This window comes from Cupriavidus sp. IK-TO18 (assembly GCF_015549295.1).
Classification (GTDB): Bacteria; Pseudomonadota; Gammaproteobacteria; order Burkholderiales; family Burkholderiaceae; genus Cupriavidus; species Cupriavidus oxalaticus_A.
In genome coordinates, this window is the sequence record NZ_JADGMP010000005.1 from 83,585 (window position 1) to 101,199 (window position 17,615).

The following is a 17,615-nucleotide window of genomic DNA, read 5'->3' on the forward strand; positions in this document are numbered from 1 at the left end:
CGGCATGTTTCCCACCATCCTCCTCACGGGTTGCAATGGCCAGCTTGGATTTGAGCTGACACGCAGCCTGTCCCTGCATGGAAACGTTGTTGCGATGGACCGTCGCCAATGCGACTTGTCCGATGCAGAGAGCGTGAAGCGCGTGGTCCGGACCACGCGGCCGGACATCATCGTCAACGCGGGCGCCTACACCGCGGTCGATCTTGCCGAAAAGGAGATCGACCTTGCAAACGCCGTCAATGTGGTCGCCCCCGGGATATTGGCGGAAGAGGCGGCTGCTCTTGGGGCGCTGATCGTCCACTATTCGACTGACTACGTATTCGATGGCGAAAAAGCCGGGGCCTACGTCGAAAGCGACATCCCCAATCCGCTGTCCGCATATGGAAAGTCGAAGCTTGGCGGCGAGCGCCTGGTGGAGGCTGCGACCGCAAACCACCTGATATTCCGTACGAGCTGGGTCTACGGTCTGCACGGTGGCAACTTCCTGAAAAGCATCGTTCGCGCCGCTAAGGTGCGGCAATCGCTGAACGTCGTTTCGGACCAGTGGGGCGCGCCGACTCCCGCATCGCTGGTTGCAGACATCACGGCTTTCGCCATCGCCCGGTACCTGAACCGCGCGGAACAGCAGTTCGTGCCAGGTATTTATCACCTCACCGCACTGGGGGGCACCAACTGGTGCGAGTACGCAAGGCTGATCGTCCGCTATCTAGCCGACAATGGCGTGCCGCTGGCGCTTGGCCCAGCCAATATACACGCCATCACGGCGAAGGAATATGGCAGCCCGGCGCCAAGGCCGGCAAACTCGCGCCTCGACACGTCTAAGCTGAGGAATGCCTTCGGTATTGCTATTTCCCAATGGCATCGGGATGTGGAAAGGACGCTGCGCGAATTCATTGATATCGCCGAGTTCGCGCTAGTGACAGACGCCAACAGGACTTCTGAAGATAGAAAATGAAACGCAAAGGCATCATTCTGGCCGGTGGCTCTGGCACCCGCCTGTACCCCATCACGCGCTCGGTCTCGAAGCAGCTTCTTCCTGTTTACGACAAGCCGATGATCTATTACCCGCTTAGTACGCTGATGCTGGCGGGTATTCGTGACATCCTTGTAATTTCAACGCCACAGGACACCCCGCGCTTCACCGAGATGCTCGGCGATGGCAGCCAGTGGGGCCTGAATCTCCAATATGCCGTACAGCCGTCCCCGGATGGGCTCGCACAGGCCTTTATCATCGGCAAGTCCTTCGTCGGCAACGACCCCTCCGCACTGATTCTCGGCGACAACATTTTTCATGGCCACGACCTGGCCAAGCAATTGCAGCGCGCCGCTTCGCGGGAGAATGGGGCCACCGTGTTCGCGTACCATGTACACGATCCGGAGCGCTATGGTGTGGTCGAGTTCGACGAAAATTTCCGCGCCTTGTCGCTGGAAGAAAAGCCAAAGGTGCCTCGTTCCAACTATGCGGTGACCGGCCTGTATTTCTATGACAACCAGGTCTGCGATATCGCCGCGGATATCCGGCCTTCGGCCCGGGGCGAACTCGAAATTACCGATGTGAACAAGCGCTACCTCGAAGCCACCCAGCTTGAGGTCGAGATCATGGGGCGGGGCTACGCCTGGCTGGATACCGGCACCCATGATTCGCTGCAGGAGGCCGCCACATTCATCGCGACGTTGCAGAAGCGTCAGGGCTTGATGGTGGCGTGCCCGGAAGAGATTGCGTTCCGCAATCACTGGATTTCAGCTGAAACGATGCAGAGAGTGGCCTCGGAGCTGTCCAAGAACGGTTATGGCCAATACCTGCAACAGGTTTTGAAGGAGTCGATTGCATGAGCATGAATATTGTCAAAACGGCCTTGCCCGAGGTGCTGATCATGGAGCCCAAGGTCTTTGGCGATGACCGCGGCTTCTTCTTTGAAAGCTTCAATGCGCGCCAGTTCGAGGATGCCACGGGCCTGAAACGAAATTTCGTGCAGGACAATCACTCGCGCTCGGCCAGGAATGTCCTGCGTGGTCTGCACTACCAGATTCAGCAACCGCAAGGAAAGCTGGTACGGGTGGTGTCCGGTACGGTATTCGATGTTGCAGTGGATATTCGCCGCAGCTCGCCGAACTTCGGTAAGTGGGTTGGTGTGGAGCTGTCGGCGGAAAACAAGCGCCAGCTCTGGGTGCCGGAAGGTTTTGCGCATGGCTTCGTGGTCTTGTCCGATAGCGCTGAGTTTCTCTACAAAACCACGGACTACTATGCCCCCCAGTTCGAGCGATCGCTGCGATGGGACGATCCGGTACTGGGCATCAACTGGCCGATCGAAGTAGCGCCCGTTCTCTCGAAGAAGGACGAAGACGCACCAGCTTTGGCGGTTGCAGAATTGTTTGAGTGATTAATTAGATATCCGAATTCCCTGGGAGAGAAAAATGGCAATCCAATTGTTCGTACCGAATTTCCGTGTTCAAGAATGCCTGAAAGAAATCCAGGAGTGCCTGGAGAAGGGCTGGACCGGTCTCGGCTTCAAGACCAACGCTATGGAAGAGGCCTGGAAGTCTTACACCGGGCTGCCCCACGCGCACTTCCTGGGCTCCAATACCGTTGGCCTGCATCTCGCCTTTGAACTGTTCAAGACCAAGTACGGCTGGGCCGATGGCGATGAGGTCATCACCACGCCCCTGACTTTCGTTTCCACGAACCACGCCATTCTGTATTCTGGCCTGACGCCCGTCTTCGCTGATGTCGACGATTCCCTGTGCCTGGACCCGGACAGCATCGCCGATCGCATCACCGACCGCACCCGCGCCGTGATCTTCGTGGGCCTGGGTGGCAACGTCGGCCAGTACGACAAGGTGGTTGCGCTGTGCAAGGAGAAGGGCATCAAGCTGGTGCTCGACGCCGCCCATATGTCCGGCACGCGCTACAAGGGCCGCCACGTGGGCCACGATGCCGACGTGACCGTGTTCAGCTTCCAGGCCGTGAAGAACCTGCCGACCGCCGACTCGGGCATGATCTGCTTCCAGGAAGCCGAAGACGACGAGCGTGTTCGCAAGATGACGTGGCTGGGCATCAACAAGGACACGTTTGCCCGCACCACCACGCAGGGCGCCTACAAGTGGATGTACGACGTGGAAGAGGTCGGCTACAAGTACCATGGAAACTCGATCATGGCGGCCATCGGTCTGGTTCAGCTCAAGTACCTGGACAATGACAATGCGTACCGTCGCCAGCTGGCAAACTGGTATGAGGAACTGTTGTCGGACCACGACAATATCCGGCTGACGACCATCACCGAAGGCTGCGATTCGTCGCGCCACCTGTTCCAGATTCGCGTGAAGAATCGCGACGAACTGATGCTCGCCCTGCACGAGCACGAGGTTTATCCGGGCGTTCATTATCGCGACAATACCGAATACCGCATGTACGCCAGCGGCAAGGGCAAGTGCCCGCGCGCGCATGCAGCCAGCAATGAAGTGCTGTCGCTACCCATGCACATGGGTATCAGCCGCAAGGACGTTGAATTCGTCTGCGAACTGGTTCGCAAGTACGCTGCATGAAGCCGATCTTCGAGCCATTCGAAGCCAAGGGAGTGCGTCTACGCCCCCTTGCGACGGAACACCTTCCGTTGACGCTGGCCTGGCGCAACCGCGAGGGCGTCAGGCAACAGTTCATTTTCTCCGACATTCTGACTCTGGAAAGCCACGAGGGCTGGTTTCAAAAGTATTCCGAGAAGTCCGACGATTTCGTGTTCGTAGTGCAGGACCCGGAGACCGGCGTGCTGGTTGGGCAGGTTGCGATCTACGACGTAAACAACTCGACCGGCCGCGCCGAGATTGGCCGCTTTGTCGTGTCGCCGGAGGCCGCCGGGCAAGGGAAGATGCGCCGTGCGATCGAGGCGTTGCTGGTGTTCGCGCGCGACAGGCTTGGTTTGTCTAAGGCTTACCTTGAAGTACTGGAAACGAACCTCCATGCTGCTCGCATTTACGAGAACCTGGGCTTCGTGGAAACAGGCCGCCAGGAAGGGCGGGTCGCAATGGAGCGTGTACTAGATGACAGTCTATAACAGCAGCCGCAAGCATCCGCTGACGGAGTATGCTGCTGCGGCCAAACTGTGGCGTGTGTGGCTCCATATGGGAGTGCAGGACGTCAAGGGGCGGTTTCGCAATTCAATTTTGGGGCCGCTTTGGATTCTTATTAATCTTTCGGCCACTATGGCGGCGGTCGGGATTATCTTCGGCAAGCTGTTTCATCAGCCGATGGATGAGTTCCTGCCCTTTCTGACGTTGGGGCTCGCTATTTGGGGTTTCATGACATCAGCATTGACAGAGGGTGGCTCCGCTTTTGTCAATGCCGAGGGTTATATCAAGCAATTTTCCTTCCCAAAGGTCACCTACCTGTATAGGGCCATGGTGCCCTACATCGTGGTGTTCGGTGTCGGCATGCTGGTGTTCCTGGCGGTAGCCCTTGCCTATGGCCGGAAGTTCGAAGTCGGTGCGCTGTGGTTTTTCCCCGGCTTCCTGCTGTTTATCGTCATCAATTTCTTTCACTTGGTTATCGTTTCGCATCTTGGTGCCAGGTACCGCGATTTACCGCACCTGTTGAGTGGATTGATCCAGATCGGTTTCTACGTGACGCCTGTGATGTACACCGTCACCATGCTGAAGGATCGCGGGCTCGGTTTTATCTATCAATACAATCCGCTTTATTACCTGATCGAAATCGTCAGGTATCCGCTGCTCAATAACGCTTCGCCCCCCGATGAGGTATGGATGGTCGCCATCGGCTACGCCATTCTGATCGGCGTTGTCGCGTTTGCAGTAATGAAGCGCATGTCTCATCGCATCGTCTACGTTCTATGATCCCCGAGTTGAAGATCAGTTTGCGCGATGTACGCGTTCGCTTTGATGTATCCATGCGCCAGGACAGCCTGAAGGGTGCATTGCTCAATGCTTTCCGTCCCAAGGCCAAGGAACGTGTCGAATACGTGGATGCATTGAAGGGGATTAACCTTGAGATTGCTCACGGGGAGAGAGTGGGGCTGGTTGGTCTGAATGGTGCCGGCAAAAGTACCATCCTCAAGGTGATGGCTGGCATTTACCCGCCGACTTCGGGTGAGACAGAGATCGTCGGGCATGTTTCGCCGATGTTCGAATTGGCGACGGGTTTTGAGATGACTCAAACCGGCTGGGATAACATCCGAATCCGGGCAATGCTGTTGGGGCTTGCTCCGGATGAAGTCGAGGCACGCATTCACAGCATCGCAGAATTTTCTGAGTTGGGTCATTTTCTGGATTATCCGGTAAAGACATACTCAGCGGGCATGTTCATCCGGCTTGCATTCTCTGTATCGACTGCCATTAATCCGGAAATCTTATTGCTGGATGAAGTCATGGGGGCGGGAGATTTGGTGTTCGCTGACAAGGCAAAGCGCCGGATGTACGAGTTCATGGACCAAGGCAAGATTCTGGTTTTTTCAAGCCATAGCCTGCCTCTGGTTGAGGACTTCTGTGAACGGGTGATCTGGTTGCGCAAGGGAGAGGTAGCAATGGATGGACCTACCGCTGAAGTTCTTGCTGAATATACACGGCGTGGCGGGCAGTAGTCTTCAACTGAGATTTGATATAAGCGGAAATTAAGATGCGTGTTTTGGCAATCAGCCCGACAGCCGGCTTGGCGGGTATCGATCAGACGTTTCGGGCGCTTTGCCTTGGTCTCGCGGAAAAGGGACATCACCTGGTAGCGGTGCTGCCGCCCGAGGCAAAAATTGCCCCGCAGCTTAATTTTGGTGGCGTACAGGTTACCCGCTCAAGTTATTTGAGATGGTGGTTTAATCCAGGGTTTTCGGACGACAATATTAGTTACTGTCTGGATCGCTCGCGCGAGAGTATCGATTTTCTGGTGCGGTTGATCAGGCGTACCAACCCTGACGTGATTGTGAGTAACACCAGCGTGTTTCTGGATGGTTACTTTGCGGCGCGAATTACGGGTCGTCCCCACGTTGCTCATATTCATGCCTTGTTCGTCGACAACATCTATACCGCGATGTCCGGCGAGTTCAAGGAATCGATCTATCGCTTGCTTGCGAGCGGTGGTGGTCACATTGTCGTTCCCGCGCAGTCATTACGTGAATCACTGAGTGAGCTGGGTTTGGGTGGCAGCATATCGGTGGTCCATAATGGCGTTGATATCAAGCGGTTCTCGCCGTCGGTTGCCCGTCGTGGTGCGGACGGAATGTTCCGCATCTTACAATTGGGGCATTTCAACGACAACAAGAATCAAATGATGCTGCCAGATGTGGCTATGGACATGCTACGTCGGGGTTGTGCAGGCTTTCAGTTCGCTTTGGTCGGACCCAGCGAACCTCAGTATTATGATGCTCTGCATGAGAAAATCATGCGGAACGATCTTGCGAAGTATTTTGATTTGCGCAAGCAGGTGGATGATCCGCTGGATTGTCTTGGCTCGTCAGACATTTATGTGAACACCTCGACAACGGAGACCTTTCCGGTCTCGCTGCTTGAGGCACAGGCTTGTGGCCTCCCGGTGGTGGCAACGCCGACCATCGGTGCGCGAGAGATCATCCGCGATGGGGAAGATGGATGTCTCGTATCGAGTGCCAGCGAAATGGCGGCGAAGCTCTGCGAGTTGATGTCGGACGCCCCCAAACTTGCAGAAATGGGTAAGCGCGCTAGAGCCAACATTGAAGCGCGCTTTTCCAGTCGAGTATATGTGGATGAATTCGAGAAGGTTTTGGAGCGGGCGGCCACGCAAAGCCAACAACCGGACGATCGGTGGATGAGGGAGGTCTTCTTCCGTGTGCCGTCCCGTCGCGAGCGGGTAAGGGTTGCGGTTATTGTCCCTGACCGTTCGCAGACGTCTTTTGCGTTGCTGGTGGAAAAGCCGTTCGACCAGTTGAGGCGCGAGGACAAAGGCTTTGAATACACTGTATATGACCTTTCCGAGCTTCATAAGATCAAGCTCGAAGAGGTTGAGTTGGTGTACGTGTTGCGCATCTACACCGCTCCGGTCATCGAGATTGTTCGCGGTGCCAAAGCTCTCGGTATCCCCGTGGCTTTCGAGACCGATGACAATTATTTCGCGCTTCAGTTTCACAACGGCGAACCAAGTCATGGCCAGTTTGAGAACCAGGATCTCGCTGACCTGATCTCTCTGGCCGATCGGACGGCAGTGTACTCGGCGGCGATGCGAGATGCCGCCGTGGAGCACAGCGATCGTGTGGAGGTCTTCCGGCCCTATCAGCTGCTACCGGCGGAAAAGCCCAGGTACAAGGCGACCTCGGTAATCGGCTTCATGGGCAGTCTGAAGAAGGACGTGGATTTCGAGTTTGTGATCCCTGCACTGCAGAGGATCTTGGCAGAAGATACCAATGTCTCGCTCGAGTTCTTTGGCTTCGTGCCGGCGGAATTCGAGCGAAATGAGCGCGTGGTGTCGCATCCATTTAATCCGGACTATGATCAGTTCATCTCGTTTTTCCGCTCTAGGCAGTGGGCCGTGGCACTGGCACCGCTCGCGGATACCGAGTTCAATCGTAGTAAGACGAATAATAAATATCGGGAATACGCGGCGGCGGGATTTCCGGGCGTTTACTCGGATGTTGAGACCTATCGCAACTATGTCAAGCATGAGGTGACTGGTTGCCTGGCTCCCAACGATGAGGAAGGCTGGTATCGCGCTATCCGGACGCTTCTCTACAAGGAAGATCTTGCGACGCGGATCGTGTCTGCTGCCTATGAGGACATTGCGCGCAGCTTCTCGTTCGAGGACCATTGCATAAACAAGAAGGGATTGATCTACCAGCTTGTGGATGACCGGCGGGCGCGTGCAGATATCCGCTCCATGAGCCAGAAGACGGTGTGGAGTGTTCCAACGCCGCTCAACCTTCGCTCGAGCCTGGACCTGAATGGGAAGGATTTTGTGGCTGCTGCGTTCAGTGGCTTGGCGGGTATGGTGGCAGGTGTGTCGACCATTCCCATGATGGATTTCGCAGATGGCGATGGCGTGATCGGTGCGGAGATCGTTGTTAATAATGAGATTGCGGCACAATCCGTTATTCCGCTCAATCACGTTAAAAATAGATCGTTCCTCCGACTCAGCTTTGGGAAGCGCATCGAGGTCGAGGGCACCGACAATGTCGAAATACGCATCTTTACGCGTGGTGCGACTAGCCATATTTCGCTGGCTGGAGCCGCTCGCCTTAGCGGCATCCGCCGCCGTATAGTGCCAGCTATCGGCCTTGAGTTGTCTGATGAATGCTGAATCGGCGTATGCGGGCGCGACTCTTTATGCCAATGTCGGGCAAGGTCTGTATGAGCGATAACGGTAGCCTTGACCCGGCCCATGGTGCTGCCGGAGCGGCGCCAATGCTACAGGCCCGTCTTGTTATTGAGGGCGAGATTCCGACTACTCATATTATCGGCCGACTTATTAGCGAGGCGGCCGGTAATGCGGCGGGGGTCTGCAAGTTACTCGTATCCAACTTCCTGCCTGGTCGGATGCAGAGTAACGCTATTCCATTGCTTATCCGCGTTGGCGATCCCTCCGCCGCGCCGATGGTGAAATGGATGCTGCGTCGCAAGATCTCATATCTGTACTACATCGATGATAACTTTTGGGAGCTGCAGGGCGAAGGGCCGCTGATTGACTATTATCAGGCTAAGGAAGTGCGCGAGACCCTAGAACTTGTGGTTCGCAACGCCCATACGGTTATCGTCAACTCGCCCCATCTTGAGAAATACTTGCGGGATCGTTTTGGGGCGTCGGTCATCGTCTTGCCTGCGCCATTCGACTTCAGCCTCTTGTCAGGGCTGGAGCCGCCGCCTGCGCACGAGCATGAGGTCCGGATCGGATTTGCGGGTAGCGCGACGCGTGAAAAGGACTTCATCGCTATTCTTCCTGCGCTGGAGCGAGTGTTGGCTGAAAGGCCGCAGGTGACGATGCATTTCTTTGGTTATTGTCCCCCGTCGCTACACGGCAAGGACCGTGTCGTCTATCACGCCCACATAGGAAGTTACGAGGACTTCATCAGGTTCAAGCATGCCAGCGCCCTGGATATTGGGCTAGCTCCAATGGCGGATACGGAGTCAAACCGATACAAGACCAACAACAAGTACCGTGAGTACGGCGCCCTGCGCATCGCCGGCGTATATGCTGACAGTCCGCCTTACCGTGACTCCGTGGCGAACGGTGTGACTGGCCTGCTCGTGCGGCAAGATGCCGAGGCGTGGTATCGGGCAATCGTCGAGTTGGTGGACAACCCGCAGCAGCGTGCAGCAATGGCAGCGGCCGCGTACGAGGATGTTCGACGGCACTATGCACAGGATGTGGTGGCCATGCACTGGCGGAGCTTGCTGGAGGAATTCCAGCGCTCCGTACGGATGCCACGCTTGAGTCGTGCGGCAATAGGCGCCGATACATGCTGGATACGCGGGGCTGGCTGGCTGGCGCGGCAGAAACTGAGGGTACATTTGCGCTATGTTCGCGCTAGGTCCATGCTTGCCCACATGGTCCGCACTGTTCACAGTCGGATGAAGAGGGTGGCATGAGCGAAGCTCAACTTGCCATGCCAAACGGCGCTGCGTCCGTTGAAGCCTGTAGCACCGCTGCCGTCGTCGTTACATTCAATCCCGACGAGCCTGTTTTCCGGCGGCTGTTGCAGGCCACCCTGCAGCAGGTCGGGACTGTTGTGGTCGTCGACAACGGATCGGCGCGAATCGACGTCGCCGCTATCTGCTTCTCTGAAGATGCGGGGGCTGGACGTATTCGTTACGTTCCCCTAGGGATCAACCTCGGCATCGCGGCGGCTCAAAACCGCGGTATCGAAGCCGCAAAAGCCGCCGGTGCCGAATACGTTCTCTTGCTGGACCACGACAGTGTGCCGGCCGACAACATGGTCGCCGCGCTGCGGCAAGCGGACCGGCAGCTGCGCGACGCCGGTGTCGAGGTTGGCGCGGTGGGCGCGGTGGCACACGACCGCCGCACCGGCACGACATCCAAGGTGGTGCGCATGGTGCGCGGCCGGGTGCAGCGGCTCGCCAGCCTGACCTCAGAGCCTTATATCGAGGCCGATTTCCTGATCGCCTCCGGCACCTTGATTGCCATCTCGGTGCTGGAGCGACACGGCATGATGAACGAGGGCTACTTTATTGATCACGTCGACACGGAATGGTGCCTGCGCGTGAAGGCGCGGGGCATGCGGCTCTTTGCGGTGCCGGGCGCGCGGCTCGAGCATGCGCTGGGCGACCATGTCGTGCGCGTCTGGCTGGGCCGCTGGCGCGAGGTGCCGGTGCACTCGCCGGTGCGCGACTACTACATGTTCCGGAATACGGTGCGCATGCTGCTGACGACGCCGATGAGCATTGCTTGGAGGATCACGCATCTGTACCGCCTGTCGCAGTTTGCGGTGTTTTTCGGTCTCGGCATGTCGCCGCGCTTCAGGCGGATCCGATTGATGACCAAAGGCATCATCGACGGCGTAAAAGGCCGTGGCGGCGCACTGGTGGAAGCGAGGCAAGGCCGTGGAACCGACCGCTAAATTGCTGACGATTTCCCTGGTCAGCCATGGGCAGTGGGAACTGATGCGCCCGCTGATCGGGCAATTGTCCGCTATTGCCGGGGAACTGCCGCTTCAGGTGATAGTCACCGAGAATCTGCGCGAGCAACGCGGCGCCGATGACGGGCTCGCTGGCCTGGATGTCAGGTATATCCAGAACACCGAACCAAAGGGCTTTGGCGCCAATCACAATGCCGCGTTCGCTTACTGCAACACGCCATATTTCTGTGTCGTCAATCCCGACGTCCGGCTGATCAAAAATCCCTTTCCTGCACTCCTGGCGCAAGTGCGGGCAAGGCCTGGCGTTGTAGCGCCGCGCGTCGTGGCGGAGGATGGAACCCTCGAAGACAGCGCGCGGAAAGTGCCGCGGCCTTCCATCCTCCTTCAGCGTGCGCTTGCCAGACTGATGAAAAGGCGCTTGCCTCCGGACTACACAAGTGAAGGGACGATTCCGGTGGACTGGGCTGCAGGCATGTTTCTTCTGTTCGATGCGCAGGTATTCAAGCGACTGGGTGGCTTCGACGACCGATATCATCTCTATTGTGAGGATGTGGACGTGTGCCTTCGAACTTGGCTGAATGGCGGAACCGTCTCTTGGGCGAACGAGGCAATAGTGATGCATGATGCGCGCCGCGACAGTCATCGCAGGTTCCGCTACCTGCGATGGCATTTGGCCAGCATGCTGAGGCTGTTCACATCCAGCGCATACTGGCGATTCCGCTTCGGCAATGTCGCCGCCCGGCAAATGAACAATTATTAGAACGAATCCATGTTCGACTTTTTCTGGGTCCCGTCCTTTGCCTTTCTGGTCTCGGCGCTGGGTGTCCTGCTCCTGCGCCCGGTGGCAATGGTTGGCGGGCTGCTGGACCGCCCCGACAACCGCAAGCGTCACCATGGCGCAGTGCCGCTGGTCGGCGGCATTGCCGTAACGCTGGCTATATGGGCGGGTTGCCTGCTGTTCATGCGCAACCAGGGCTATTACGTGGCATTGCTGGGTGGTCTGACGTTGCTCGCCTTCGTCGGGCTGATCGATGACATGCAAGGCATGTCGCCGGTGGCCAAGCTTGCCGCACAGCTGTTTGCAGGCATCTTGATGACGTCATGGGGCGGCGTCTACCTGACGTCGCTGGGCGATATTTTTGGCAGGCGTGAAGTCGAACTGGCAAACTGGGCCATCCCGCTCACGCTATTTGCCGTGGTCGCCGTGATCAACGCCATGAACATGAGCGACGGGCTCGATGGCCTGGCTGGCGGCCTGTCCCTCATTGTCTTTGGCTGGTTCAGTTACCTTGCCGGTGAGCTCGAGAACCTGGCCGCCCAGCGTGTGTGCGTGATTTTCTGCGGCGCAATTCTCGGCTTTCTGATCTTCAATATGCGCAATCCTTTCAGGGGGAGCCTACGCGTGTTTCTTGGTGACGCCGGCAGCCTGATGCTCGGATATGGCATCGTCTGGTTCGCGGTGGAACTGTCCCAGAAGCCATATAACAATGGTCTGCGTGTACCCCCTGTCGTGATGCTCTGGGTGCTCGGATTCGTACTGATCGACCTGCTGGTAGTGGTCATCCGCCGGGCAATGAAGCGTCGCAATCCCTTGTCCGCAGACCGGACACACTTGCACCATGTGCTGCTTCGCCTCGGCCTGAGTCCCGACGCGATCGTGTGGGTCATTCTTGTCAGCAATGGGTTGCTGGGCTTTATCGGCGTATACGGCTGGAAGCAGGGGATCTCGGAGCAGGTGCTGTTCCTTGCGTTCCTGGGCGTCACCGCACTTCACTTGCTGCTGATGCGCAACGCATGGCGTTGCCTCCGGGTCGGTCGTCGCATTGTCCTGCGCGGCAAGCGTGGGCCCAGCGTTCCGGACAACACTGAGTAAGACCCATGCCGCGGATTCCGGCCGGGTTCAAGCCGAGACCGTCGCGGCGGCGGTGGTGCGGCTGGTACGCAGCAACAGGACCAGGCCAAAGATGACGGCGACGGCGTTGGCAACGGCGTAGCCGAGGACCGCGCCACGGGCGCCAAGACGCGGGACCGCGACCATGTCGACGACGACCGTGGTCGCCAGGACAAGCCCCCACTTGATTGCCACCCAGCGTGGTTTGCGCAGGTAGACGGGCAGCAAACTCAGGCCAACGTCGGCAAAGATCAGTGTGGACGCCAGCGCCGCCAGTCGCAACAGCACCACGGTTTCCCCGAAAGCCTGGCCGTAGAGCAGCCGCACCACGGGCCCGGCGCAGAGCGCAAGAATGACGGCACCGGTTACGCCGATGATCGACATGCCCGTTGCCACGCGCAGTACGTTGCGACGCGCAGCGGCGGCGGATTGCTGCGCGAACACATACATCGGCGCCACGCCCGCGGCCAGGATGGTGGCGATGGTGGTGAAGTTGTCGAGCACCTGCATGGTGGCCGCATAAGTTCCAAGTTCGGCCAGTGGCACGGCCGGCTTCAGGATCAACTGGTCGGCGCGGCGCGCGGCGACCATCAGCATAAAGCTGATCCAGAACAGCGAGCCGTCGCGCACCAGCTCGCGGGTGAGCGTCGGTTCGTGCGAGGGGACGACCCGGGGGGCGCGGGACAAGTAGTACCAGGCGAGCAGCACAGCCGCGATCAGTGGCTCGATGGCGAATGCGGTGGCATAGGCAGGTACCAGTTCCACACCGGCAAAGAACAGCGTTGCGATCAATCCAGCCTTTGCCGCGAGGGCGACCAGGTTGAACACGACGTTGGGCCGGTTGTGGGTGCGCGCCTGCATCCACGCGATGACGACGCCGAAAGGTTCGCGCATCATGACGGCAGTACCGAGGATGGCGGCAGGAATCCAGGTGTCGGCGGGCTGCTGCGTGATCGCCAGCCACAGGCACATCAGCGTGTAGCCGGCTATACCGGCGGTCACCCGGATCGCGAAGGCGTGTGCGACCAGAACATGCCTGGCCTCCGTCGTGGCCATTGCCACCAGCCGGGGCACCACCACCTCCGCCGAGCATAGCAGCGGTACCGACGCCGCGATGAACACCAGCGACTGCGCGTATTGAAAGTGCCCGAAGCCCTCGGCGCCAAGGGCGCGTGCCAGCATGGCGACGACGCCGATCCCCACGGCCACCTGTAGGCCCCGGTCGGCCAGCATCCAGAGCAGATTGCCTGCGACTCTGCGGCGCATCAGTGTTTTTCCTTCAGTTCCTGGTACCGCGCCAGCCATTGCCGGGCCACGGCTGCCACATCGAAGCGGCTGACGATCTGCTGCCGGCGGCGGTCTCGTTCAGCCTGCGTGCCTGGCAGCCGGGCGATCGCTTCGCGCAGGGCGCGCCCCAGCGCATGCGCGTCCCCGACCGGCGTCAGCGTGGCGGTGCCGCCCGCAAGTTCCGATACGCCCGCTGCAGCCGTGGAGACCACAGGCAGGCCACTGGCCAGCGCTTCGCCCACCGCAAGTGGCATGCCTTCGATTCGCGACGACAGCACGAAGACGTCGGCCGCCCGCAACAGCTCGGGGATGTCGCTTCTTGCGCCAGCCAGCAGGACGGAGTCGTTCAGCCCGTGCTGCGCGATCCTGGCAGCCAGGTCTGACCGCAGCGGTCCATCACCGGCAATCATCAGCCTTGTGCAAGGAATCAGCGCGGCCACTTCGCGGAATGCCTCGATCAACATGGCCTGGTCTTTATCGGGGACCAGCCTGCCGACGTTCAGCAGGAGCACATGCCCAGGGCTCAGGCCGAGTTCGCGGCGTGCGCGCTCGCGCGAGGCGTCGTCTGGCCGGAAGCGGCCCGTATCAATGCCGTTGGGGATCACCGTGACGCGTCGGGCAGACACCGCACCGCTGGCGATCATGGCGTCCCTGCCCGCAGCGCTGACATGCGTGGTCAGCGTGCACCACTGGTCAGTCACGCGATAGGCCATTGCTCGCAGCCTGCCGCCTTCCCTTGCGCTGTGCGCTGAGCATATCAATGGCGGAGTGCGGCCCAGCCGAGTCAGCGCCCGGGCAAACAGGTTGCTGTGGACCATGTGCGCATGGATGACGTCGGGCTGCCATCCAAGCACAATCTGTCTGGCCCTGCGCAGTGCCGCAAGCATCGACAGCGGCGTCTTGCGCATTCCAAGTTCGGTGACGGCGATATCGGGCGGCAGTTCGATTTCCCGGCCCGCGGTCAGGCTCAGAATGGCAACCTCGTTGCCAAGCTCGATGAAGGCGCGGGCAAGCGCCGCGACTTGCTGCTCGGCGCCGCCGAGTTTGAGCCCCGTGGTAATGAGCAGGATACGCAAGGGCTGCTGTTCGGAGCGTCTGCCAACGGCAGACATCACCGCGCCCCGTATCCGGTTACCAACGTCCGCAACGTCTTCACCCCAATCAGCAAATCCAGCGCCAGCGAGCAATGCTTAACGTAATACAGGTCATAGCTGAGCTTGGTCACGGTCTCTGCATGGCTGCCGGCATAGCCCTGTTGGACCTGCGCCCACCCGGACAGGCCGGGCCGCACTAGGTGCCGGTAAGGGTAGTACGGGATCGATGCCGAGAATTGGTCGACCATTGGCGCCTGTTCTGGCCGCGGGCCAATCAGGCTCATGTGGCCGACCAACACATTCCAGAGTTGCGGAATTTCATCAAGGCGGTATTTGCGGATAACGCGCCCGACACGCGTAACGCGCGGATCTCGTCGCACGGCGAACTGGGCCGGCGCGCTGGAGTCGACGCCCATGCTGCGGAATTTGAGCATGATGAACGGCTTGCCGAAGAGGCCGACGCGTTCCTGCCGGAAGATGGCGCCGCCGGGCGTTTCCAAGCGGATGGCTAGCGCCAGGGCAAGACCCACGGGCACGGCAATCGGTGCCAGGCACAGTACTGCCACGATATCGACCACACGTTTCAGATAGCCATACAGATAGTGGGCGGCATAGTCGTCCAAAAAATTCTCATCAATATGCGCTAACCCCACCCGCCCGGTCAGCATCTCCCCAACCCGCTCGACCGAATACATCCGCACATGACTCATCTTGTAATGGGCAAGCATCCGGGTGCGCTCAGGATCGCCAGTCACGCTTCGATCCACCATCAGCCCATCAAAATGCCTGGCATCTTCCAGCGATCCAACCGGTTCCAACCGCATGCGCGCCGCCGGCGCGGCGCCTGGCATGGCGAGAATGCCTTCGAGCTGGGCCAGGGTATGCGGGTCGGTGTATCCGAACAACGGCACGTAGTTATGCACATAGCGGCGATACCCCGCCCAGATCCACCCGAGCGTAATGAGATACGACAGCAGCAGGGCGCCCCGCGAATACTCAATATGGAAGGCCGCAAAGCCAAACAGCAAACCAGCAAAAGGCAGCGTCACGGCCAGCCCGACCAGGCTGTTGCCCTCCATCGCCGGGAGGTGCAGCGAGCGGTGGAGCAGCATGAACGCCGCCAGGTACGGCGCCACGGACCACAACAGCGTGCGGGTGAAGACATAGGTAACCAGGCCGGCGCGGTGCGCGGCTTCGGCAAAGACCGCGCTGAGCGCGAACAGCGATAGCCCGAGCACAGCCCAGGCCAGCATCCGGCTGACCCGGCGCATGGTCTCGGAGCCGCCGATGCGGCCACGCAAGGCGTGGCGGCGCAGGTTGTCGGTCTTGGCGTTCATCATGTCGGCACCCGCGCGGTGGCGGGGAGTCTGGCCAAGGCATCGCGATAGACTTGCCACGTTGCCTCGGTCATGCGTTCCAACCCATAGCATTGTTCCCACCGGCGGCGCGCGGCGACGCCGAGTTCGGCCCGCAGTGCGCCGTCGCCCGCAATACGCGCCAGCGCAGCGGAAAACGCGTCGGCGTCGTTGCCGGCGACCAGCAGGCCATGTCGTGGGCCCTGGATCTGCTCCCGGATGCCAGGCAGGTCCGACGCGATCACCGGCAGCCCGGCCCGCATCGCCTCTAGCACCGACAACGGAAAGCCTTCGTGGTCCGAAACCAGCACGAACACCTGTGCCGATGCCAGCAAGCCCGCGATGTCCGCGACATTGCCTGGAAATGCCACGCGTCCGGGCGCGAGTTGCGCGGCGAGTGCCTCCATGGTGGCGCGTTGCGGTCCGTCCCCGGCAAGCACTAGCTCGCAGCCGGGGAGGTTCGCGTGTGCGAAGGCGCGGATCAGGATGTCTGGCCGCTTGGGCGCCGCGAAGCGGGCGACCATGACGATGCGGCGCATCGGGTCGGCAGGCGAGGCGCGAGCTGCGGTGTCGGCAATCCCGTTGGGAATGACGGCGATACGGCGGGCAGGAATCGGGAGTGCCTGCGCCAGCCGCCTCTCGGCTTCGGCCACGCAGATCAGCCGGCTGGTCAGCGGTGCGAGCACCCATTCCGCAACGCGCGCCGCCAGTCGCTGACGTGTAGGAGCCTGTGGCTTGAAGGCAAATCCATGCACGGTGTACACCACCGGAATGCCAAGGAGCGCCCCCGCAATCCGCCCCAGCGCACCCGCCTTGGCGCTATGCGCATGGATGAGGTCCGGGCGCGCCTCCTTCAGGGCCTGCAGCAGTTCCCGCAATGCACCCACCGCGCGTAAGGGCGAGAGCGCGTTGTCCAGCCGCGCCAGCCGGATGACTTGCGCGCCGGCGCGCCTGGCGATGTCAAACAGCGGTCCATCGCCGCCAGCCAGCAGGATGAGGTCGGCATCGGCCGGCGCCGCCTGCACCAGGTCGGCAACATGCGACTGCGCTCCGCCGATCTCCGAGTTGGTGATCAGATAGGCAATGCGCAGGCGCGGCGAGGACTGTGCGGCGGTCGTCAAGTTTGCTTACGAAATTTGTCATGCCGCAACCGCCACAGGACCCAAATATGCCGATGACTTATGGCAAATTCAGAGTGGTCGGGCGATCGCTTCCGTGGCCGATGGGCCCGGAGGGCGCAAGGCGCGGCCGGGCGGGCGGCAATGTGTAGCCTCAGGTGTAGGACAGATGCTGAAAATTGCGCTTGTCCGGTATATTGCCGCGATTATACCGCCCGCCAGCCGCGCAATCCGGCAAAATACCCCCCTTTGGTTCTTTCCAAGAGCCCTATCCGGTATCGCCGGCACACCGTTGTGGTGTGCGGCGTGCCCGA

The 17,615-nt window shown here is 59.8% G+C and carries 16 protein-coding genes; 12 read left to right on the top strand and 4 right to left on the bottom strand.

The annotated features are described in order from the left end of the window. Window positions 1-4 precede the first annotated feature (4 nt). The 12 genes from rfbD to IPF36_RS02885 all read left to right on the top strand — a co-directional run bounded on the left by rfbD (window position 5) and on the right by IPF36_RS02885 (window position 12,429). The gene (gene rfbD / locus IPF36_RS02830) at window positions 5-955 is read left to right on the top strand and encodes a dTDP-4-dehydrorhamnose reductase (protein ID WP_255519662.1); all 951 of its coding nucleotides are present in this window, start codon (window positions 5-7) and stop codon (window positions 953-955) included. Further along, window positions 952-1,833 carry a glucose-1-phosphate thymidylyltransferase RfbA gene (gene rfbA / locus IPF36_RS02835; RefSeq protein ID WP_195427271.1) on the top strand — a complete coding sequence of 294 codons (882 nt, stop codon included), beginning with the start codon at window positions 952-954 and terminating at the stop codon, window positions 1,831-1,833. Before rfbD ends, rfbA begins: the two co-directional genes overlap by 4 nt. Beyond that, entirely contained in the window at window positions 1,830-2,381 is a 552-nt protein-coding gene (rfbC, locus tag IPF36_RS02840) for a dTDP-4-dehydrorhamnose 3,5-epimerase (protein ID WP_195427272.1), read from the top strand. Before rfbA ends, rfbC begins: the two co-directional genes overlap by 4 nt. Before the next feature lie 34 nt (window positions 2,382-2,415). After that, window positions 2,416-3,543 (top strand): DegT/DnrJ/EryC1/StrS aminotransferase family protein, encoded by a 1,128-nt coding sequence (locus IPF36_RS02845; RefSeq protein ID WP_195427273.1) that lies wholly within the window; start codon window positions 2,416-2,418, stop codon window positions 3,541-3,543. Beyond that, window positions 3,540-4,049, top strand: coding sequence for a GNAT family N-acetyltransferase (locus IPF36_RS02850; RefSeq protein ID WP_195427274.1), 510 nt, complete (start codon window positions 3,540-3,542; stop codon window positions 4,047-4,049). Before IPF36_RS02845 ends, IPF36_RS02850 begins: the two co-directional genes overlap by 4 nt. After that, window positions 4,036-4,845 (top strand): ABC transporter permease, encoded by an 810-nt coding sequence (locus IPF36_RS02855; RefSeq protein WP_195427275.1) that lies wholly within the window; start codon window positions 4,036-4,038, stop codon window positions 4,843-4,845. The genes IPF36_RS02850 and IPF36_RS02855 overlap by 14 nt, the downstream gene beginning before the upstream one ends. Before the next feature lie 8 nt (window positions 4,846-4,853). Beyond that, window positions 4,854-5,588 carry an ABC transporter ATP-binding protein gene (locus IPF36_RS02860; protein ID WP_218959474.1) on the top strand — a complete coding sequence of 245 codons (735 nt, stop codon included), beginning with the start codon at window positions 4,854-4,856 and terminating at the stop codon, window positions 5,586-5,588. Window positions 5,589-5,623: 35 nt separating this feature from the next. Next, window positions 5,624-8,263 (top strand): glycosyltransferase, encoded by a 2,640-nt coding sequence (locus tag IPF36_RS02865; protein ID WP_195427276.1) that lies wholly within the window; start codon window positions 5,624-5,626, stop codon window positions 8,261-8,263. 104 nt (window positions 8,264-8,367) lie between these two features. Continuing rightward, window positions 8,368-9,549 (top strand): glycosyltransferase, encoded by a 1,182-nt coding sequence (locus IPF36_RS02870; RefSeq protein WP_195427277.1) that lies wholly within the window; start codon window positions 8,368-8,370, stop codon window positions 9,547-9,549. Further along, complete coding sequence (locus tag IPF36_RS02875; protein WP_195427278.1) at window positions 9,546-10,538, top strand: glycosyltransferase family 2 protein; 993 nt, start codon at window positions 9,546-9,548, stop codon at window positions 10,536-10,538. The genes IPF36_RS02870 and IPF36_RS02875 overlap by 4 nt, the downstream gene beginning before the upstream one ends. After that, window positions 10,522-11,316, top strand: a complete 795-nt coding sequence (locus tag IPF36_RS02880; RefSeq protein ID WP_368671103.1) for a glycosyltransferase — start codon at window positions 10,522-10,524, stop codon at window positions 11,314-11,316. Before IPF36_RS02875 ends, IPF36_RS02880 begins: the two co-directional genes overlap by 17 nt. A gap of 9 nt (window positions 11,317-11,325) precedes the next feature. Next, window positions 11,326-12,429 carry an MraY family glycosyltransferase gene (locus IPF36_RS02885; RefSeq protein WP_195427279.1) on the top strand — a complete coding sequence of 368 codons (1,104 nt, stop codon included), beginning with the start codon at window positions 11,326-11,328 and terminating at the stop codon, window positions 12,427-12,429. A gap of 27 nt (window positions 12,430-12,456) precedes the next feature. On the opposite strand, the gene IPF36_RS02890 is transcribed toward IPF36_RS02885, so the two are convergent. Genes IPF36_RS02890 through IPF36_RS02905 form a run of 4 tightly spaced genes read right to left on the bottom strand, consistent with a single transcriptional unit; the run spans window position 12,457 to window position 17,304 of the window. Then, window positions 12,457-13,713, bottom strand: a complete 1,257-nt coding sequence (locus IPF36_RS02890) for a lipopolysaccharide biosynthesis protein (protein WP_195427280.1) — start codon at window positions 13,711-13,713, stop codon at window positions 12,457-12,459. Beyond that, window positions 13,713-14,810 (bottom strand): glycosyltransferase, encoded by a 1,098-nt coding sequence (locus tag IPF36_RS02895; RefSeq protein WP_255519663.1) that lies wholly within the window; start codon window positions 14,808-14,810, stop codon window positions 13,713-13,715. The genes IPF36_RS02890 and IPF36_RS02895 overlap by 1 nt, the downstream gene beginning before the upstream one ends. Window positions 14,811-14,845: 35 nt before the next feature. Continuing rightward, window positions 14,846-16,165: a sugar transferase gene (locus IPF36_RS02900; RefSeq protein ID WP_195427356.1), complete on the bottom strand. Its 1,320-nt coding sequence runs from the start codon at window positions 16,163-16,165 to the stop codon at window positions 14,846-14,848. After that, window positions 16,165-17,304, bottom strand: coding sequence for a glycosyltransferase family 4 protein (locus IPF36_RS02905; RefSeq protein WP_195427282.1), 1,140 nt, complete (start codon window positions 17,302-17,304; stop codon window positions 16,165-16,167). Before IPF36_RS02905 ends, IPF36_RS02900 begins: the two co-directional genes overlap by 1 nt. Between the last annotated feature and the right edge of the window lie 311 nt (window positions 17,305-17,615).